The 19,253-nt window shown below is 62.0% G+C and carries 11 protein-coding genes and 1 pseudogene; 7 read left to right on the top strand and 5 right to left on the bottom strand.

The features are described 5' to 3' along the window. Positions 1-349 (bottom strand): transposase (locus A3M7_RS0126195; RefSeq protein ID WP_027546583.1); only part of this gene is annotated, 349 nt, incomplete at its 3' end. A gap of 131 nt (positions 350-480) precedes the next feature. Beyond that, positions 481-6,357: an AAA family ATPase gene (locus A3M7_RS0126190; RefSeq protein ID WP_027546582.1), complete on the bottom strand. Its 5,877-nt coding sequence runs from the start codon at positions 6,355-6,357 to the stop codon at positions 481-483. Positions 6,358-6,878: 521 nt separating this feature from the next. Here A3M7_RS0126190 and A3M7_RS0126180 point away from each other — a divergent pair. Beyond that, positions 6,879-7,343: a metallophosphoesterase family protein gene (locus A3M7_RS0126180; RefSeq protein WP_027546581.1), complete on the top strand. Its 465-nt coding sequence runs from the start codon at positions 6,879-6,881 to the stop codon at positions 7,341-7,343. Between the two features lie 167 nt (positions 7,344-7,510). Here the strand turns inward: A3M7_RS0126180 and A3M7_RS0126175 are convergent, their stop codons facing one another. Both A3M7_RS0126175 and A3M7_RS0126170 read right to left on the bottom strand, forming a co-directional pair. Then, on the bottom strand, positions 7,511-8,581 hold the full coding sequence (locus tag A3M7_RS0126175; RefSeq protein ID WP_198033816.1) for a D-2-hydroxyacid dehydrogenase: 1,071 nt from the start codon (positions 8,579-8,581) through the stop codon (positions 7,511-7,513). 112 nt (positions 8,582-8,693) lie between these two features. Next, positions 8,694-9,437: an SDR family NAD(P)-dependent oxidoreductase gene (locus A3M7_RS0126170; RefSeq protein ID WP_027546579.1), complete on the bottom strand. Its 744-nt coding sequence runs from the start codon at positions 9,435-9,437 to the stop codon at positions 8,694-8,696. Between the two features lie 138 nt (positions 9,438-9,575). Here A3M7_RS0126170 and A3M7_RS0126165 point away from each other — a divergent pair, with 138 nt between their 5' ends. The 5 genes and pseudogenes from A3M7_RS0126165 to A3M7_RS0126150 all read left to right on the top strand — a co-directional run bounded on the left by A3M7_RS0126165 (position 9,576) and on the right by A3M7_RS0126150 (position 15,851). Then, the gene (locus A3M7_RS0126165; protein ID WP_027546578.1) at positions 9,576-10,346 is read left to right on the top strand and encodes a methyltransferase domain-containing protein; all 771 of its coding nucleotides are present in this window, start codon (positions 9,576-9,578) and stop codon (positions 10,344-10,346) included. A gap of 312 nt (positions 10,347-10,658) precedes the next feature. Next, the gene (locus A3M7_RS0126160; protein WP_027546577.1) at positions 10,659-11,672 is read left to right on the top strand and encodes a DctP family TRAP transporter solute-binding subunit; all 1,014 of its coding nucleotides are present in this window, start codon (positions 10,659-10,661) and stop codon (positions 11,670-11,672) included. A gap of 236 nt (positions 11,673-11,908) precedes the next feature. After that, positions 11,909-12,274, top strand: a pseudogene (locus A3M7_RS51325) (TRAP transporter small permease); the annotation flags it as partial. 243 nt (positions 12,275-12,517) lie between these two features. Then, positions 12,518-13,801: a TRAP transporter large permease gene (locus A3M7_RS51320; RefSeq protein ID WP_027546576.1), complete on the top strand. Its 1,284-nt coding sequence runs from the start codon at positions 12,518-12,520 to the stop codon at positions 13,799-13,801. A gap of 121 nt (positions 13,802-13,922) precedes the next feature. Further along, positions 13,923-15,851 (top strand): alkyl/aryl-sulfatase, encoded by a 1,929-nt coding sequence (locus A3M7_RS0126150; protein WP_027546575.1) that lies wholly within the window; start codon positions 13,923-13,925, stop codon positions 15,849-15,851. Between the two features lie 264 nt (positions 15,852-16,115). On the opposite strand, the gene A3M7_RS0126145 is transcribed toward A3M7_RS0126150, so the two are convergent. Next, positions 16,116-17,186: a glycosyltransferase family 4 protein gene (locus tag A3M7_RS0126145; protein WP_027546574.1), complete on the bottom strand. Its 1,071-nt coding sequence runs from the start codon at positions 17,184-17,186 to the stop codon at positions 16,116-16,118. A gap of 278 nt (positions 17,187-17,464) precedes the next feature. On the opposite strand from A3M7_RS0126145, the gene A3M7_RS0126140 reads away from it, so the two are divergent. Beyond that, a complete protein-coding gene (locus A3M7_RS0126140; RefSeq protein ID WP_027546573.1) occupies positions 17,465-19,228 on the top strand; it encodes an ABC transporter ATP-binding protein in 1,764 nt (587 codons plus the stop codon). The last annotated feature ends 25 nt before the right edge of the window (positions 19,229-19,253 follow it).

Genomic DNA, 19,253 nt, shown 5'->3' with positions numbered 1-19,253 from the left:
TGGTCGCGACGAACTTCATGGTCGGGCGTTGGACAGCCTCGGCGATGGCTTCCGCATCTCGGAAGTCATTCTTCTGTCCCTTCGAGTAGGGGCGCACGTATTTCGCCGGCATCAGGCGGGCGTCGTGGCCAAGCCTTTGGAGCTTGCGACTGAGATGATGCGCGCCGACGCAGGCCTCCATACCGATCAAGCACGGCGGCAGGTTGGCGAGCCGCGTTTCCACCTGGCCGCGTGACCACTTCTGCCGCAGCACGATGGCGCCGCGCTGATCATGACCCACGATGTGGAACGAGTTCTTGCCGATATCGATGCCGATTACGGCGATCGCTGCGTTAAGTTTCTGAGACATGGCGTGCTCCTTGTCTTGAGCGCCCCTTGCCAGCTTCTCGTGCTGGCAGGGCCGGAGCACGGCCGGACCATCCCATTAGCCGACCTCGGCGCCTCGATCCGTGTGCGCTGAAGTTGGTAACCCCGAGATCATCACGAAGCGTCTGCGGGACGGACCGGCACGGTGAAGTGAAAAGTCGCGCCGCGGGGCAGGTTAGGGGTCACCCACAAGCGCCCGGCATGAGCTTCGATAATCGAACGGCAGATGGACAGTCCCACCCCGAGCCCGCCCGGCTTCGTCGTGTAAAAGGGGGTGAAGACTTGCTCGAGATTTTCCACTGCCAATCCCGGTCCCGAGTCCTGCACCTCGACAAGAACACGGTCAGGGCCGACCTCAGCGGTGGTGATAAGTACCCTTCTAGCGTCGTCCGCCACAGTACCCATTGCCTGGACAGCATTGACAATCAGGTTAAGGACCACTTGTTGCAATTGGACGCGATCGCCCTCAACAAGCGGCAAGCTGTCTGCAAGTTCCGTCTGCACCGAGACACCGTTCTTCATCGCTTCGCCGCGGGTAAGCTCAATCACGTCCCGGATCGCCGCGTTGATGTCCAAGTTATCCTTCCGAGGCGGTGCTTTTTTGATGAGATCGCGAATTCGCTGGATGATGTCGCTAGCCAGAGCAGTATCGTTCATGAGCCAGCCCAGCGATTGCCTGACCCTCTCGAGATCGGGCGGGTTTCTGTCCAGGAACCGCGCGGCGGCACCAGCATTCATGGATGCCGCGGCAATCGGCTGGCTCACTTCATGGGCGATCGAGGCCGTGAGTTCGCCCATGGTGGCGAGGCGGTTGGCATGCGCCAACTCCCTCTGCATCTCGCGCAGGGCCTCCGTGGCCCGCTTCTGTTCGGTGATGTGCCGTCCCACGCCGCGATAACCGACGAACTTCCCGGACTCGTCGAAAACCGGCATCCCGGAGACGGACACGTAGCGCTTGCGGCCGTCGGTCGTCGGGCGCGCGAGCTCGAAATCACGGAACGGCAGGTGGGCATCGAGCGTCTCCCGATGCTTGCGCCAAGCCTCCTCGTCGGGCTCCAAGTAGGGCACCTCCCAGCGCGTTTTACCAAGTTCAGAGCCCGACGCGGGAGCGTCAGCAATGGTTTCGGCGAACTCCTGGCGGATGAAGCGATGGTTCGCATCTGATTCCCAGTACACGTCGAAAGAGAACTGTACGAGAGTACGAAAACGCTCTTCGCTCTCCCGCAGAGCCTCCTCGGACCGTTTACGCTCCGTCAGGTCGACGACAAAGGAGACACCTTGGTCCCGTTGCTCGTCGAACGCAGCCATTCCGATCAAGACCGGCACGCGGCTTCCGTCCTTACGGAAATACTCTTTCTCGAACGGCTGAACGCTCCCCATCTTCTTGAGTTCCGGGATCCACCATCGTTCGTGGCGGTCGAGCCATTCCGGCGGTGTCAGGTCAGTCCAGAGCAGGCGGCCAGAGGCGAGATCCTCACGGTCGTACCCCACGATGCGCAGAAACGCGTCATTGGCCTCCAGAATTGGACCTTCAAGCTCCCAGATGATGATCCCAATGATGTTGGCGTCGACAAGGCGGCGGATCTTCGCTTCGCGTTCTCTGACATCGCGGTACAGAGTCGCATTTTCCAGCGCGATTGCCGCTTGTGAGGCGAGTAATTTTATAACAGCAACCCTTGCGGGTGCGAAAACGTGAGGCGTCAGTGTATTCTCAAGGTAGAGCACCCCGATAAGTTTCCCCTGGTTGATCAGGGGCAAGCAAAGAATGGAACGAGGCTTGCGCTGACCAACGTAGGGGTCCGTAGCAAAGGGAGGTTGGCAGGCGGCATCCTCGAGAACAGCGCACTCTCTGGTCCGCATTACGTAATAGAGAACGGATTCCGGAACCAGAGCCTCGGTCACCGCTGCATCGCACAGTTCGACGGTCACTCTCTCGCCGGTTGTCGTGGCTTCCGCCTCGATGCGCGGCTCGTTGTTCTCGTGCGACAGGATTAACAGACCCCGTTCAGCTCCTGCCTGTTCAACGGCCGTGTGCATCAGCGTCTCAACGAGCTTTTCCAAGACCATCTCGCCTGATACCGCTTCAGACACCTTGATCACGGTGGCAAGGTCGAGATGCTCGACCGGCGTCCCGATGGTGCTCATCGCGCCAGGCTCTGATCTCACCTCCTTGAGGTGCGGATGGATATCCTCAAGTTGCCGCACTTTTCCGTCCGCCCCCCAACGAACATAGCAATCGCGCGCTCTTTGCAGATAGATGCGCGCAAACTCTTCGAAGCCACGTGTGCCGTAAAAGCGCGCGGCCAATTCGTAAGCGAGCCCCTCGTGGTGGACGAAGCCGTTGCCGCGGGCGGAGCCGATGGCTTGTTCAAAGAGACGCTCCGCGACAAGTTCTCTGCCTTGGAGGCGGGCGATTTCTGCGCCGGCAAGGAGAGCGCGATTGGCGAAGCTCTCAGGGCAATTCTGCGCCCACAGTTCGAGCTGCTGCTGGTGGGCCGTCAGCGCTTCAAAGTGCTCTTGCTGTTCTTCAGGGGGTGCCAAATCCCAGCATGCGGCATGGGACAGTGCTGCATAGAACTCGTATTCCGCCGTTTCGAATAGCTGAGGTGGTGACCACGGTAGGCTCCGAGCCCTGGCCGCGGCGGCAACGGCCGACACATAGTCGCCGGCAAAGAAACATGCTTGCAGCTTGCGGATCCAGTACCAGCTCTCAGGCAATGCGAGTGCCGGATCAGCAGCCAAATGCCGCTCGAACCAAAGCTCGTCGGACTGATTGTCGTGAAGAGCGCCGAACCGCCGCGTCAGGCCACGCAGCATCCTGATCAACTCAAGCTGCGGCTTTATGATGTCGCCGATCAGCGCAAATTTCGCCTTCTCGGTCAACCGCAATCCGTGCTCGGCTTCGCGTTGTGCTTCTGCAAGCGGATCGCCCGCCGCAAGGAAATTGGCATTCAGGCTGGCGCAGCTGAAGGCCGCGAACGTGATATCGCCACTGTTGCTCGCCGCCTCGAATGCGCGTCGAAACGCGTCTCGCGCGTGCTGGAGGGGCTTTGTCCATGAAAGGACGAGGTTGCCATAGTTCAGGTAGGTCCGCGCTTGAACGAGCGAAAATCCGCGCCGCTCGACCAGCTCAGTGCCGATACGGCTCAATCGAAGCCCCGCCTCATAGTCGTCGAAGCGCGCGCCGGCAATGGCGCCGAACATGACGTAGGGAACGCACGAAGCATCGTTGTTCCCCCACTCCAGGCTGAAATCGACCGCTTTGATGACCACCAGCGAGCGAAGGTTCGTATCGGTGAAGAATGCAGGCGGCATGAGGGCCGTCAAAAGGTCCAACATGGCCAGTGCGAGCGGGTCGGTCATCAGCGGCAGATCCAACACCTCCTCGATCGCTCGGTCTCCGAGGCGAGATCGGACGCGCTCGTATTCCTGTCGGACGTGATCATCGCTTGGGTGGGCAAGCCATCGAATCCCGAGTCGTTCCAGACAGCCGAGACCGGCGTCAACCGCGCGGTCCGGCTTGCTGAGCGCCGTATACAAATCCACCAGCCGGCGTGCGACCACAGCAAGGTCGGTTGCACTTGCGATTCGCGTCGTCAGTTCCTGTAAGCGCTGTTCCGCCTCAACGACATCGCCGGTCACGAACTCGCATTCGGCGCGATGCAACTCGAGCGAAAAAGCAAGCCGCTGGAAGCGCTCCCAACCGTCGTGCGGTAACAATGCCGCACCGGTTGCGGCATAATTGAGCGATGCCGCGTAGGCCGCCGACGCCTTCGCGCGCAGGCTGGCTGTCAGATTGAGCTCCGCAAGCTGCACGCGTTCATCTCGCGAGGTGATCAAGGCCGCGCCGCGGTTGAGCTGATTGACGATTGCGAAGATCGCCTTCTCGCGCTTCTCCCCGAATGTCTGCGCCAGCAACTGCCGCCCGATTCGTAGATGGAGCGCCGCGCGTTGATGATCCGGGATCAGCGAATAGCAGGCTTCTTGTACGCGGTCGTGGACAAACCTGTAGGCGCCGGTCTGTTGCTCGATCAATTCCTGGCGGACCGCCTCCCAAAGCGCCGCATGAACCTGCTGCTCGGAGCGCCCGAGGACGATCGAGAGTGTCGTGGTTTCGACGAAATTTCCGAGACAGGCCAACTCCCGCAGCGTGTCCTGTGTGTCAGCCGGCAACTGTGCCAGTTTTGCGATCATCAAATCCACGACGTTGTCGGTGTGACCTTTTGCGTGAATGCGATCCAAATCCCAGCACCAGCACACCGCCTCATGATCAAAGCGGACGAGGCCTTCCGCGGCAAGTACGTGGAGGAACTGATTCACGAAGAATGGATTGCCGGCCGTTTTATCGTGGATCAGACGCGCGAGCGGCGCCGCATGCAGCAAATCGCAGCCTAGAGCATCAGAAATCAGGCGCGAAATGTGTTCGCCGGCAAGCGGCGCAAGGATGATCTGCTGCACGTTTGTGCCAGCGTTCTCTATGCCCTCAAGCCTACGCCGTAGCGGATGGGCGGCCGTGACCTCGTTGTCCCGAAAGGACCCGATCAGCATCAGGTATTGCAGATCGGTCCGGGTCAACAGATCCTCAACCAAGTCCAACGTGGCGGCGTCGACCCATTGGAGATCGTCGAGGAAAAGTACCAACGGATGCTCGGAACGTGCGAATACCCCTATGAAGCGTCGGAGTACGTGATGGAAGCGGTTTTGTGCCTGCGGTGGCGGGAGATCAGGAACGGGTGGCTGCTCTCCCGTGATCAGCCGCAATTCAGGAATCAGGTCGACAACAAGTCGCCCATTTGCGCCCAGCGCATCTTGAAAGGCTTGGCGCCAGTTCGCGAGTTCGGCGTCATTCTTGCTCAGAAGAGACCTCACGAGGCTCTGAAAGGCCTCGACCAGCATCGAATACGGAATATCGCGTTTGTACTGATCGAATTTGCCCGATGCGAACAGTCCGTGCGACGGAACAAGCCGATGATGGAGCTCATTGACCACTGAGGACTTGCCGACGCCGGAATATCCGGAAACCAGCACCAATTCCGGCGCGCCGCTCTTGAGCATGCGGTCGAACGCGCCCAGCAAGATGTCAATCTCGCGGTCTCTTCCATAGAGCTTTTCGGGGATCAGCAGTCGGTCGGGCGTGTCGTATTGCCCGAGTGCAAACTCTTCGATCCGACGTCCGGTTTCCCATTCATTCAGGCAGCGGCGTAGATCATGCTCGAGACCCGGCGCGCCCTGATAACGTTCCTCGGCGGACTTGGCGAGCAGCTTGAGTACTACGGCCGAGATTGCAGTCGGTACAGTGCTCACGCGCTCGCTGGGCGGTACCGGCTTTCTCGCGATATGGCAATGTACCCACTCCATCGAATGTGCCGCGGTGAACGGCAACGAGCCAGTCAGCATTTGATAGAGCGTCACACCAAGCGAGTAGAGGTCGCTACGGAAATCGATCGAGCGATTCATCCACCCGGTCTGTTCGGGCGCCATGTAGGGCAGCGTGCCCACGATGAACTCGGGCGGCCCGGGCATGCGTCGCTCCCGGACCAGGCGCGAAGCGATACCGAAACCGGTGAACCGGATCCGTTCGTCGTCGCAGTTTACCAGTATATGCGCCGGTTTCACGTCCTTGTGAACGAGGCCGCGCTGATGCACCTTGTTCAAGGCTCTCGCGATCTCGATTGCTAGTCGCAAAAAGCGTTCGATGTCCATGGGCTCACCAAGCAACTGCTCGAGTGGCTGGCCGCCAGGATACTCAAGCAGCAGAACAGGGTGACCACCGTCGTACTCCAGCCCGAGCGGCCGCATTGCCCACGCGCCATCCAGCTGGTCCTTCAGTTCGAATTCGTGAGCGAGCCGATCGAGGATGCCGGACGAAGCGTGCTTCGCCTTGGGATGTACTGCCAATACAGCTCTGCAGGTGGCATCGGAATCAGGACACAAAGCCCGGCAAAAGACGCGGGCATCGTCCTCCCATAGCACTTGGAACCTGTTGTCCATGCGCGTCGAACCGAAAAACGATGGGTTCAACCGGAAGCCTCCAAGTGACCCAATGCTGGGTGAGGAGGTACTGTCCTAAGCTCTGATTCTGCCACAAACGCGCAGGTGTGCCCAGCCTAAGCTGGGCGGCCAAAGCACCGGGAAGAAGCGACGAGGATCATCTGCAGAGGTTTTCTCGCAATCATTGGTTTATGCCCGCTCAGCGCTATCGGAAACGGGGTTGGATCGCCCTGTGGCGCGTCAGCCGCTGACAGCGCATCGCTTGTTCCGAGGCATCGTCAATGCAACATCGTGCCGAACTTCGCTTCGGTTTGATTGCGCGAGGGCCATTTTGACCCGGCGGCGCTGACCAGCAATACCTTCGATATCGAATGGCCGCCCCGAAGCGGTCGACGGCAGAGTTTTCCTGAAGTAGACCGCGCGGATTGGTTCGATATCGAGTTCGCGCGGACTAAGATGCTGTCCGCTCAGGTTGAACTTCTCGATCGTCTTTTGGCGATCGCGGCTTAGAGCGACGGAAAATGATGTTCAGGATTGGAATCATTTCGGACACGCACGGCCTGTTGAGGCCGGAGGCGGAACGAGCCCTGACGGGCGTCGAACACATCATTCATGCCGGCGACATCGGGCGTCCCGAGATCATCGACGCGCTTTCCCGGATCGCTCCTGTCACCGCCATCCGTGGAAACGTGGACAATGGCGAGTGGGCTCGCGAATACCCCGACACGAACCTTGTGCGCTTGGCGGGAAAGTCGATCTACGTTCTGCACGACCTGAAGACCCTTCAGGGCGATCCCGGCGCCGGCATCGACGTCATCGTCTCCGGGCATTCCCACGTGCCGAAGATCGACACGGTCGGCGGCGTTCTCTACCTGAATCCGGGCAGCGCGGGACTGCGACGCTTCAAGCTGCCGATCACGCTTGCGACGCTCGAAGTTACGCCTGAGGGCATGCGACCGGAAATCCACGATCTTGGAGGGGACTGAACACATGACCGCGGAGGGGATTCGCAGAGCGAAAGTTGGATTTCGAGCGCCCCAGGGGCGGTTTCTGGCGCAAAGCTGCCGTTCGCAGGAATGTCCGTTCATGGGGGCAAAGCCGACTTCCCGATCGCCCGCCCGGACTTCTCAGTCTGACCCAAAGCGGACGTGGCTTAGTATCCGGTATTCAAATCGATTGTGTTTTCCATCGGCTTGCGGCTCCGGAAGGCGTCTAGGTTTCTAAGGAACAGGGCTGCTGCACGACGCCACATCTTCGTCTGGCTGCGCCCTGACAAGTGCATGGTGATCATCGTATTTGGCGCAGACCAGAGCGGGCTATGGGGCGGGAGCGGTTCAGGATGTGTAGGGTCGAGAAAAGCGCCGCCGATCTCGTTGCCGTGCAATGCGTCTAGCAATGCCGTTTCATCGATCATGTCACCGCGCGCGATGTTAATGAGCCATGCAGTGGGTTTCATCGCGGCAAGCTCGCTTCGACCAATCATGGATTTGGTTGCATCGGTCGAAGGGGCAGCGAGAACTATCCAGTCAAATTCGCCAAGCCGTGCCCGCCATTGATCTGGTGTCAGTGTAGCGTTGCGACCTGAGCGCGTTACGCCCGTAACCTCGATCCCGAACGCCGCTAACCGTTCTCCTATCAGTTTACCAATCGCGCCCATTCCTACGATAAGGGCTTTGGTCTCGAATAGTTCAGTCCTGCCGGGCGGCTCGTTCGGCCATTCACGCTGGTCTTGCAGGCGAATGACTTTGTCAAAGCGCTTCGCCGCTGCAAGAACGCCCAACACCGCGTATTCGGCAACAGGATAAGCATTTATGCCGACGCCATTCGTTAGCATCGCACCTCGTTCTCTCAAAATGTCGAACGGAAAGCCATCAAGCCCGGCGTAAATGGTCGATACCCATTTAAGTGTCGGCCCGGACGCAAGGATCGCTTCCGCCGTCAATCTAACCGGCGCTAAATCAACCCAGGCAATAGCAGCGTCGGCAATCATTTCCTTTGCTTCGTCGGGCGATGACCACCACGAAACCGTAATATCGTTGGGAAGAAACGGCTCGACCATAGACCGGGCATTGGCAGGTAGGACGGCTTTCATCTTGTTCGGACCTAAATTTGTGTCGCCTGAGCACAACACAATCAAGAAATAGGCATTACCGGTGGTTCTACTAGGCGCCCGCGAAAAGCGCGGTGTGAACAACCCATTTGGAGGCATCTGCCACCGTGACATGTCGTCTCCTGGCCTATGGCCAACTCGCCAGAGCGAGCCGACGCTGTCCGCTTCCGGGAGCAGATCGGACACTGCCTGCTTTCGCGGCCTGATCGGCTTCAGCGACCCCGCCCTAGAACTGATACCGCCGCAGCCCCCCATCCACCGGGATCACCGTCCCCGTGATGTACCGCGCCACCGGCGAGGCCAGGAACACCGCGAGCGCCGCGAGGTCCTCCGGCTCGCCCCAATAGCCGACCGGAATCTCTTCCTCGGCAAAGCGCTCGCGATAGTCCGGCGGATAGTTGCGGCGGATCTGCTCGCTCATGATGCGGCCGGGCGGGATGCAGTTGATGGTGATGCCGTGCTCGCCGATCTCGCGCGACAGGCCCTTGGCCCAGGCGTGCACGGCGGCCTTCGCGGCGAAGGCGGCGTTGAGCCCTTCCGGCTCGGACTTGCCGGTGATGTTGACGATGCGGCCCCATTTGCGTTCGATCATCTGCGGCAGCAGCGCATGCGCGATGCGGCGGTAGCTGGTGAAGTTCAGCGCGATCGCCTCGTCCCATTTGCTGTCGGGCGCGTCGACGGGAAGGGGACGGCTGCCGCCGGCATTGTTGACGAGGATGTCGACATGGCCGAGCTCGCCCACGGCAAAGGCTGTGATCTTCTCCGCCGCGTCCTTGGCCATCACGTCCTGCTCGAACGGCGTGATCAATCCGCCGCCGACCTCCTGCACCAGTTCGGCGAGCAGGTCGGTGCGCCGCGCCACGCCGACGACGCGCACGCCTTCGGCCGCCAGGCCCTTGGCGATGGCACGGCCGATGCCGATGCTCGCTCCGGTGACGACAGCGGTTTTCGATTTGAGCCCGAGGTCCATGGTCGCACGCTCTCATGTTTGGTTTCTCGTTGCGGTTCGTTTCCTGCCCGTCCCTGTCAGGAGAATTGCCTGAGCGGGACGAGCAGTGGTAACCAAGAGCCACGTTGAAGGAAACACGAAAAAGAAAAGGCTGAGACGATGGTCTGGGATCCGCAGCAATATCTGAAGTTCTCCGGCCACCGGCTCCGGCCCGCTGTCGACCTGTTGATGCGGATTCCGGATTTTGCGCCGCGCGAGATCGCCGATCTCGGCGCCGGCGCGGGCAACGTCACCAAGCTGATCAGGGAGCGCTGGCCGGATGCGATCGTGACCGGCGTCGAGGGCTCGGCGGAGATGGTTGCCGCCGGCCGCAAGGCGGCGCCGGACGTGCAATGGTCCCATGAAGACCTTGGCCAGTGGCGTCCGGCCAAGCGATATGACTTGATCTATTCCAATGCCGCACTGCACTGGCTGCCCAATCATGCGGCATTGTTTCCGTCGGTGATGGAGAAGGTCGTGCCCGGCGGCATGCTTGCGGTGCAGATGCCGCGCAACTTTCTGGCCCCTTCGCATGTGCTGATCGGCGAGACCGCCCTGAACGGCCCCTGGCGGCCCAAGGTCGAGCATCTCGTCACCCCGCCGCCGGTCGAGGGGCCGGCCTTCTACCATGATCTTCTGGCTCCGATGTCGGACAATATCGACATCTGGGAGACCGAATATCTTCAGGTGCTCGAAGGCGAGAACCCGGTGAAGGAATGGACCAAGGGCACCTGGCTGACGCGCTATCTCGACGTGCTCGCGGGCGACGAGAAGGCTGCCTTTGAGGCGGCCTATGGGATGCGGGTGGCGAAGGCGTATCCGAAGAATGCGGCGGGGCAGACGCTGTTCCCGTTCCGGCGTCTGTTCATGGTCGCCCAGCGCAAGGGATGAGTGCATTGCCGCAATGCGACATGAGCGTTCGTCGTGTCTTGCGGCGTGACATCAGACCTTCATGGTGATGAGCCCGCCAAAGCAGGCGTCTCGCACCATGCAGGCCGAGCACCCTCGGCAGTCGCGCGGATCTCATCTGCGGTAGCCCGGGAGAGGGGCTGGCCCCCGGTTGCGCGTTCAGTAGCAGTCAAGCTAGCTTGGCTGCGGGAAAATTGGGCTTAGGTCTAGTTGTTCGGCTGGCGGATTGCTGCCACTACTGGCCTGCAAAACAAAAAAGAACCCGGTTTTCTAGGGTTATTGGGGAGGTCATTCATGCGCAAACTGCTTCTTGCGGTCGCAGCGGCCACGTTTGCTTTGGCTCCGGCCTTCGTTCCTGTCCTGGCCCAGGCCCAGAGCCCGATCAGCATCAAATTCAGCCACGTCGTCGCCAACGACACCCCGAAGGGCAAGGGCGCTCTGAAGTTCAAGGAACTCGCCGAGAAGTACACCGACGGCAAGGTCAAGATCGAAGTCTATCCAAACTCCTCGCTCTACAAGGACAAGGAAGAGATCGAGGCGCTGCAGCTCGGCTCGGTGCAGATGCTCGCGCCCTCGACCGCGAAGTTCGCGCCGCTCGGGATCAAGGAATTCGAGGCGCTCGACCTGCCCTGGCTGTTCAAGGACGACGAGACCTATGCCAATGCGATGAAGGGCACGGTCGGCAAGTGGCTGTTCCAGAAGCTGGAGGCCAAGGGCATCAGCGGTCTCGCCTATTGGGACAACGGCTTCCACATGGTGTCGTCGAATCGTTCGCTGATGAAGCCGGAGGATTTCAAGGGCCTGAAATTCCGTATCTCCGGATCGAAGATCGCGGACCAGTATTTCCGCCTGATGGGTTCGATCCCGCAGATCATGGCGTTCTCCGAGGTCTACCAGGCGCTGCAGACCGGCGTGGTCGACGGCTGCGAGAACACCGCGTCCAACTATTGGACGCAGAAGTTCTACGAGGTGCAGAAGGACATCACCGTGTCCTATCATGCCCATCTGCAATATGCGGTCATCGTCAACTCCAAATTCTGGTCCGGCCTGCCGCCCGACATTCGCGCTCAGCTCGAGAAGGCGATGAACGAGGCGACCGACTACACCAATTCGATCGCACGCCAGGAGAACGAGGACGCGCTCGCCGAGATCAAGAAGGCGGGCAAGACCACGCTGCATTATCTCACCGACGCCGATCGCAAGGCGTGGCAGGAAGCGATGCAGCCGACTTACAAATGGGCCAAGGGCCGGGTCGGGCAGGAAGTGCTCGATCTCGTCGCCAAGGAACTCGACGTCAAGATGAACTGACGCGATTTCCGGAGGAATAATACAAACGGTCGGGAGTGTGTGCGCTCCCGGCCGTTTCGCATCGGTAGGGGGACCTTGATTTGCTTCGCGTGCTCAACCAGGCGCTCAATCATCTCGAAGAATGGCTGATCGCGACGCTCATTGCGGCCGCAACCGGCCTGATCTTCATCGCGGTCCTGCATCGCTATGGCGCGGGCGAGTCGATCGTCCTGTCGCGCTGGGCGGCCGCACACGGGATGACGTGGCTCGCGACGCTGTCGATGACGGTGTTCACCTTCCTGTCCGAGCTCGACCTGTCATGGGCGCAGGAACTCTGCATCTACATGTTCATCTGGATGGCGAAGTTCGGCGCGGCCTATGGCGTGCGCACCGGCATCCATGTCGGCGTCGACCTGCTCGTCAACCGCCTGCCCGAACATTCGCGCAAGCACGTGATCCTGTTCGCGCTGCTCTGCGGCGCGCTGTTCACCGGCATGATCGCCGCCTTCGGCGCCTCCTTCGTGAAGGAGATGTTCCACACCGGGCAGCAGTCCAACGATCTGGAAGCGCCGATGTGGTTCGTCTATCTGGCGATCCCGCTCGGCTCCGGCCTGATGTGTTTCCGCTTCCTCCAGGTCTCATGGTTCTACTACTGGACCGGCGAGCTGCCGCACCACGACGAGACCCGTGTCGAAGGCGTGGAGGCCGACGTCTCGCCCGCGCTGCATCCGCAGCCCGCCGGCGCCGCGACCAAAGCCGCCGCGCGAAAAGTGTCGCCGCTCGGCGTCATCCTGATCCTGGCGCCGATCCTGATCTTCGCGATGTGCCTCGCCGAGAAGTTCGGCGTGGTGCTGCTGCCGCACTGGATGCGGGCCGCGACCGTCTTCGCGCTGCTGATCGCGCTGATGCTGACCGGCATCCCGGTCTCGATCGCGCTCGGCCTCACCGTGATGACGTTCCTGTTCACGCTGACCACGGTGCCGATCGAGGCGGTCTCGATGAAGCTCTTCACGGGCATCGAGGGCTTCGAGATCATGGCGATCCCGTTCTTCATCCTCGCCGGCAATTTCCTCACCCATGGCGGCGTCGCGCGTCGCATGATCAATTTCGCGACCTCGCTGATCGGCCACTGGCATGGCGGTCTCGGCCTGGCCGGCATCGTCGCCTGCGCGATGTTCGCGCTGGTCTGCGGCTCGAGCGTCGCGACCGTTGCCGCGATCGGCGCGATCGTGCTGCCGGAGATGGTCCGCCATGGCTATCCCATGCATTTCGGCGCCGGCATCATCACGGTCGCGGGCTCGCTCGGCATCCTGATGCTGCCGTCGATCCCGAAGATCGTCTACGCCGTCTCGACCAATACCTCGATCGGCGCGCTGTTCGTCGCGGGCCTCTTGCCCGGCATCATGCTGACGACCATGCTCTGCATCGTCACCTGGTGGCTCGCGCGCAAGCGCGACTATCCACGCCTGCCGAAGGCGAGCTGGGGTGAGACCGTCCGCACCTTCCGCGAGAGCATCTGGGGGTTGATGCTGGTCGTCATCATCATCGGCGGCATCTACAGCGGCCTGTTCACCGCCACCGAGGCGGCGGCGATGGCCGCGGTCTACTCCTTCGTCATCGCGGTGTTCGTGTACAGGGCCATCGGGCTGAAAGACGTGCCGCGGGTGCTGCTCCGCGCCGCCAATACCAGCGCGATGCTGCTCTACATCGTCACCAACGCAGTGCTGTTCTCCTTCGTGCTCTCCAACGAGAACCTGCCGGCGACGCTCGCCGACTGGATCGCGGCGCAGAACCTCGGCTGGGTCGGCTTCCTGCTGGTGGTGAACATCCTCTTGCTGCTCGCCGGCAACTTCATGGAGCCGAACTCGATCATCCTGATCATGGCGCCGATCCTGGCACCGGCGGCCAAGAAGCTCGGCATCGACCTCGTGCATTTCGGCATCGTGATGGACGTCAACATGGAGGTCGGCCTCTGCCATCCGCCTGTCGGCCTCAACCTCTATGTCGCCTCGATGATCGCGCGAATGCGAATAACCGAGCTCGCGGTCGCGGTGCTGCCGTGGCTGATCACCATGCTCGGCTTCCTCGTCATCGTGACCTACTGGCCCGATTTGACGCTGTGGCTGCCGCGGGTGCTGGGGATGCATTAGCGAGGGTGGCGAATTCGGTGCACGCTCTCCCCCTGTGGGGAGCCTGTGCTGCCTCCGCCAATGATGGCAATCGACCTCGAGATGCGGTTAGATGCCGCGCAACAGGCCGGAGGAAACCGAAATGACTGAACTCAGCCGCGAACCGAAGGACGCAACACCGTCCGTCATCGCGCGGCAAACGGCGATGCTGAATGCGCTGCCGTTTTCCGACACGCGGGATTTCGACGATGCCGCGCGCGGCTTTCTCGGCACGATCGAGAATGCGGCGATCACCAACCCGCAGGGGCGGACGGTCTGGAGCCTCGAGCCCTACGGCTTTCTCTCCACTGACCAGGCGCCGCCCACGGTCAATCCCAGCCTGTGGCGGCAGTCGCGCCTCAACATGCAGCATGGGCTGTTCGAGGTCGTGCCAGGCGTCTACCAGGTGCGTGGGCTCGACATCGCCAACATGACGCTGATCGAGGGCGACAGCGGCGTCATCGTCGTGGACACGCTGACCTCGATCGAAGGTGCGCGCGCCGCGCTCGATCTCTACTTCCGGCATCGCGGCACCAAGCCGGTGGCCGCCGTCATCTTCACCCATACCCACACCGACCATTGGGGCGGCGCGCGCGGCGTGCTGGAGGAGGACGCGCTCGCCACGGCCAGCGTGCCGATCATCGCGCCGAACCTGTTCATGGAGCATGCCGTCTCCGAGAACATCATCGCGGGGCCTGCAATGCTGCGGCGGGCGCAGTACCAGTTCGGCCCGTTCCTCGCCAAGGGCGTGCGCGCGCAGGTCGATTGCGGGCTCGGCAAGTCGATGGCGGCGGGCTCGGTCGCGCTGCTGCGTCCGACTGATTTGATCATGGCGACCGGCGACAGGCGGGTGATCGACGGCGTCGAATTCGAATTCCAGATGGCGCCGAACAGCGAAGCGCCGGCGGAGATGCACTTCTTCATTCCGCGCTACAAGTTGTTGAACCTCGCGGAAAACTGCACCCACAATTTCCACAATCTGCTGCCGTTCCGCGGCGCCGACGTGCGCGATGCGCTGGCCTGGTCGAAGTACCTCGGCGAGGCCCTGCAGCTGTGGGACGGCAGGGCGGAGGCGATGTGCGGCCAGCATCACTGGCCGGTGTGGGGCCGCGAGCGCATCGGCACCATGATCCGGCAGCAGCGCGATCTCTACAAGTTCGCGCACGACCAGACCATCCGCCTGATGAACCACGGCCTCACCGCCGCCGAGATCGCCGAAACGATCCAGCTGCCGAAGAGCCTGGAGGGCGCCTGGCACGGCCGCGGCTATTACGGCCACATCCGGCACAATGTGAAGGCGATCTACCAGAAATATCTCGGCTGGTACGACGCCAATCCGGTCAATCTCGATCCGCTGCCGCCGGTGGCATCGGGCAGGAAGTATGTCGAGTATATGGGCGGCGCCGACGCGATCCTCGCCCGTGCGCGGACGGATTTTGACAAGGGCGAATTCCGCTTCGTCGCGCAGGCGCTCGGCCATCTCGTCTTCGCCGAGCCTGACAATGCGGCGGCACGTAGCCTGCTGGCCGATACGCTGGAGCAGCTCGGCTATGCCGCCGAGAGCGCGACCTGGCGCAACGCCTATCTGTTCGGCGCCCAGGAATTGCGCCAGGGGATGCCGAAGGCCCCGCCGCGCCCGCCAATGCCGCGCGAGACGCTGGCGGCGCTGCGCACCGGGCAGCTCTGGGACGTGCTCGGCATCCGCCTCAACGGCCCCAAGGCGGAAGGAAAGCACATTGTGCTGAACTGGCGTTTTTCGGATACTGGCGAGACATTCGTGCTCAACCTGGAAAACTGCGCGCTCACCTATAGCGAGGGCGTGCAGGCGGAAAACGCCGATGTGAGCTTCACGCTGGCGCGCGCGACGCTCGACGAGGTCATCGCGAAGCTGACGAGCTTTCCGGAGGCGGTCGCCGCCGGCAAGATCACGCTATCAGGCAATCCGATGAAGCTCGCCGAGCTGATGGGCCTGATGGACGAATTCCCGCGGATGTTCGAGATCGTCGAGCCGAAAAGAGCAATGGTGACGTAAGGCACCGCTGCTGCCGCGTCCTCCGTCATTGCGAGCGCAGCGAAGCAATCCAGAACCCCTCCGCGGAAAGACTCTGGATTGCTTCGCTGCGCTCGCAATGACTCGTTGATAGAGCGGGGCGCCACACACTCACTGTCATCGCCCGGCTTGGCCGGGCGATCCAGTACTCCGCGGCGGGAGTTGTGTGATTCAACTTCTGCCGCGGCGTACTGGATGCCCCGCCTTCGCGGGGCATGACAGTGCAATTTGAGGCGACAGCGTGTACTACTCCGCGCTGCTCACCAGCTTGATCCGCGGCGCCTGCGCTTCCGTCAGGCTGCGATAGGCGGCGAGATAGTCCAGTGCCATTCGCCGTGCCGTGAACCGCTTTTCGAACTGCTTGCGGATCGCCGCGCGGTCCAGTTGCGGAAGGCGCTTGACGACGCCGGCGGCGCTGATGACGTCCTCGACCACGAAGCCGGTGAGGCCTTCGTCGATGATCTCCGGCACCGAGCCGCGGTTGAAGGCGACGACCGGCGTTCCGCAGGCCATGGCTTCGATCATCACGAGGCCGAAGGGCTCGGGCCAGTCGATCGGCAGCAGAAGTCCGAGCGCACCGCTCAAGAAATCCGACTTCTCGTGATCGCTGATCTCGCCGATGAAGTCCACCAGCGGATTGTTCTCGATCATCGGCCGGATCAGCTCGTCGTAATAATCCTGGTCGGCGCGATCGACCTTGGCTGCGATCCTCAGCGGGATACCGCAATGGGTCGCGATCTTGATGGCGCGGTCGACGCCCTTTTCCGGCGCGATGCGGCCGAGCACCGCGAGATATTCCTGCTTGGCCTGCTTCGGCGTCAGCAGGTTCTCCGGCAGGCCGTGATGGATCGTCGTCACCCACTTCGCCTGCGGCACCGGCCGCCGCTGGGCATTCGAGATCGAGATCACCGGCATCTTGGAGAAGATGTTGAACACCGGCTGATGCTCCGGCAGGTCGAGCCGGCCGTGCAGCGTGGTCACGAACGGTGTCGGCTGCCGGTGGAACAGCGACCACGGATAATAATCGAGATGGAAGTGGAGGAAGTCGAACTCCTCGTCGTCACATTTCTGCCGCACACGCTCCAGCAGCACCATGTGCAGGGCGTTGGGGTCGCGCACGGAACCGTCGAGGCGAAGCGCCCGCGGCCAGAGGGCGTCCAGCTTTGCCGACGTCTGCGAGTCGCCACTGGCGAACAGCGTCACGTCATGTCCCAGGGCCACCAGCTCTTCCGTCAACCAATGCACCACCCGCTCGGTGCCGCCATACAGCTTGGGTGGAACAGCCTCCGTCAACGGAGCTACCTGCGCAATGCGCATCTCACCTTCTCCTCTGCGATCATGAACGTTGAAAAACCCCCAGCCTGTGCGGCACCGGCTATGCCAGGGAAGGGAACGTTCCCGCACTTGCGAAGTTCCTCTCAACAAACGTTACATATTCGACACATCGCGCGCCTTGTCTCGATGCTGCCATCTCCTCTTCGCAGATCGTCCGCATCCGCATGTCGTGATCGCTTGGCCCGGAACCGGGACGAAGCGGTCGATGTTCAGTCGGCTGGTAGAAAAAACTGTAATCATCACTACGGGGCGACAGCCACATGGATCATCTTTCTGGATACGCGCGCAGACCATTTGCCTTTGTCTTGCGCTATCTTCGGCGACGGCTTGCCTCCCACCTGGTGATCCTGACCGCTGTCGTTGCAGCCGTTGCCTGCTCCGTGGGCACGCAGTATGGCGTCAAATCCCTGGTCGACAGTCTGTCGGCGGGAACCGCGCATGGCGGCAGCGTATGGCTGGCATTCATTCTGCTCATGTCGCTGATCGCCGCGGACAACTTCCTGTGGCGGATCGCGAGCTGGACGGCGAGCTTTACGTTCGTCCGCGTCACCGGCGATTTGCGCCGCGACATCTTTCGCCATCTGACCGGACACGCGCCGAGCTACTTCTCCGACCGTATGCCTGGCATGCTGACCAGCCGTATCACGGCAACGTCGAACGCGGTGTTCACGGTCGAGAACATGTTCGTCTGGAACGTGCTGCCGCCATGCATTGCCACAATTGCGGCAATCATGCTGATTGGAACCGTCAGTCCCTACATGGCGCTCGGCCTGATCGTGGTCGCGGGCGGCATGGTGATTGCGATGTTCCATCTGGCCGCGGCCGGCAAGCCGCTGCATGACGACTTCGCCGACAAGGCGGCGGTCGTCGACGGCGAGATGATCGACGTCATCAGCAACATGCCGCTGGTCCGCGCCTTCTGCGGCATCAGCCACGAGCACGAGCGGTTCGATGCGACCGTGAACCGGGAACTCACCGCGCGCGGCCGCAGCCTGCGCTATCTGGAGAAGCTGCGGCTCACGCATGCCGGCGTGACCGTAGTGCTTACCATTGCGCTGATGGCCTGGGCGATCACGCTCTGGCAGGACGGTCAGGCGACCACCGGCGACGTCGTGCTGGTCTGCACCCTCGGCCTGTCCATTCTCAACGCCACGCGCGATCTCGCGGTGGCGCTGGTCGACGTCACCCAGCACGTCGCGCGCCTGACCGAGGCGATCGCCACGCTGCTGGTGCCGCACGAATTGCGCGATCACCCCGAGGCCGAGCCGCTGGTCAAGAGCGGCGCCGCGATCGCGTTCAACAACGTCACCTTCGGCTATCCCGGCGGCGAGAAGATCTTCGAGCGGTTCAGCCTGCGGCTCCAGCCCGGCCAGCGCGTCGGCCTGGTTGGCCAGTCCGGCGGCGGCAAATCGACGCTGTTCACGCTGCTGCAGCGCTTCTACGACGTCGACGACGGCAGCGTCACCGTCGACGGCCAGGACATCGCCAAGGTGACCCAGCTCAGCCTGCGTGAGGCGATCTCGGTGGTGCCGCAAGACATTTCCTTGTTCCACCGCTCCATTCGTGAGAACATCCGCTACGGCCGGCCGAACGCGACCGACGACGAGGTGCTGCGCGCGGCGATCGCGGCGCGCTGCGATTTCATCGATAGCCTGCCGGAAGGCCTCGACACCATGGTCGGCGACCGCGGTGTCAAGATGTCCGGCGGCCAGCGCCAGCGCATCGCGATTGCACGCGCCTTCCTGAAGGACGCGCCGATCCTGCTGCTGGACGAGGCCACCGCGGCGCTCGACAGCGAGTCCGAGGAGGCGATCCGCGAGGCACTGATGCGCCTGATGCGCGGCCGGACCGTGATCGCGATCGCGCATCGCCTCGCGACGCTGCGCAATTTCGATCGCGTGGTGGTGCTGAAGGCCGGCAAGATCATCGAGGACGGTGCGCCCGATCGCCTGATGCAGGGGCACGGACCCTATCGTGAACTGGTGACGCAGGAGATGAGCCGGCTCGCGAAGTTCGCCGCGTAAACCGACAGTCGCGTTCGCGTTGGTT

The sequence above is a fragment of the Bradyrhizobium sp. WSM2254 genome (assembly GCF_000472645.1).
GTDB classification, from domain to species: Bacteria; Pseudomonadota; Alphaproteobacteria; order Rhizobiales; family Xanthobacteraceae; genus Bradyrhizobium; species Bradyrhizobium niftali.
Note: the sequence above shows the minus strand (reverse complement) of the source record. Positions and strands in the feature narration are given on the sequence as shown.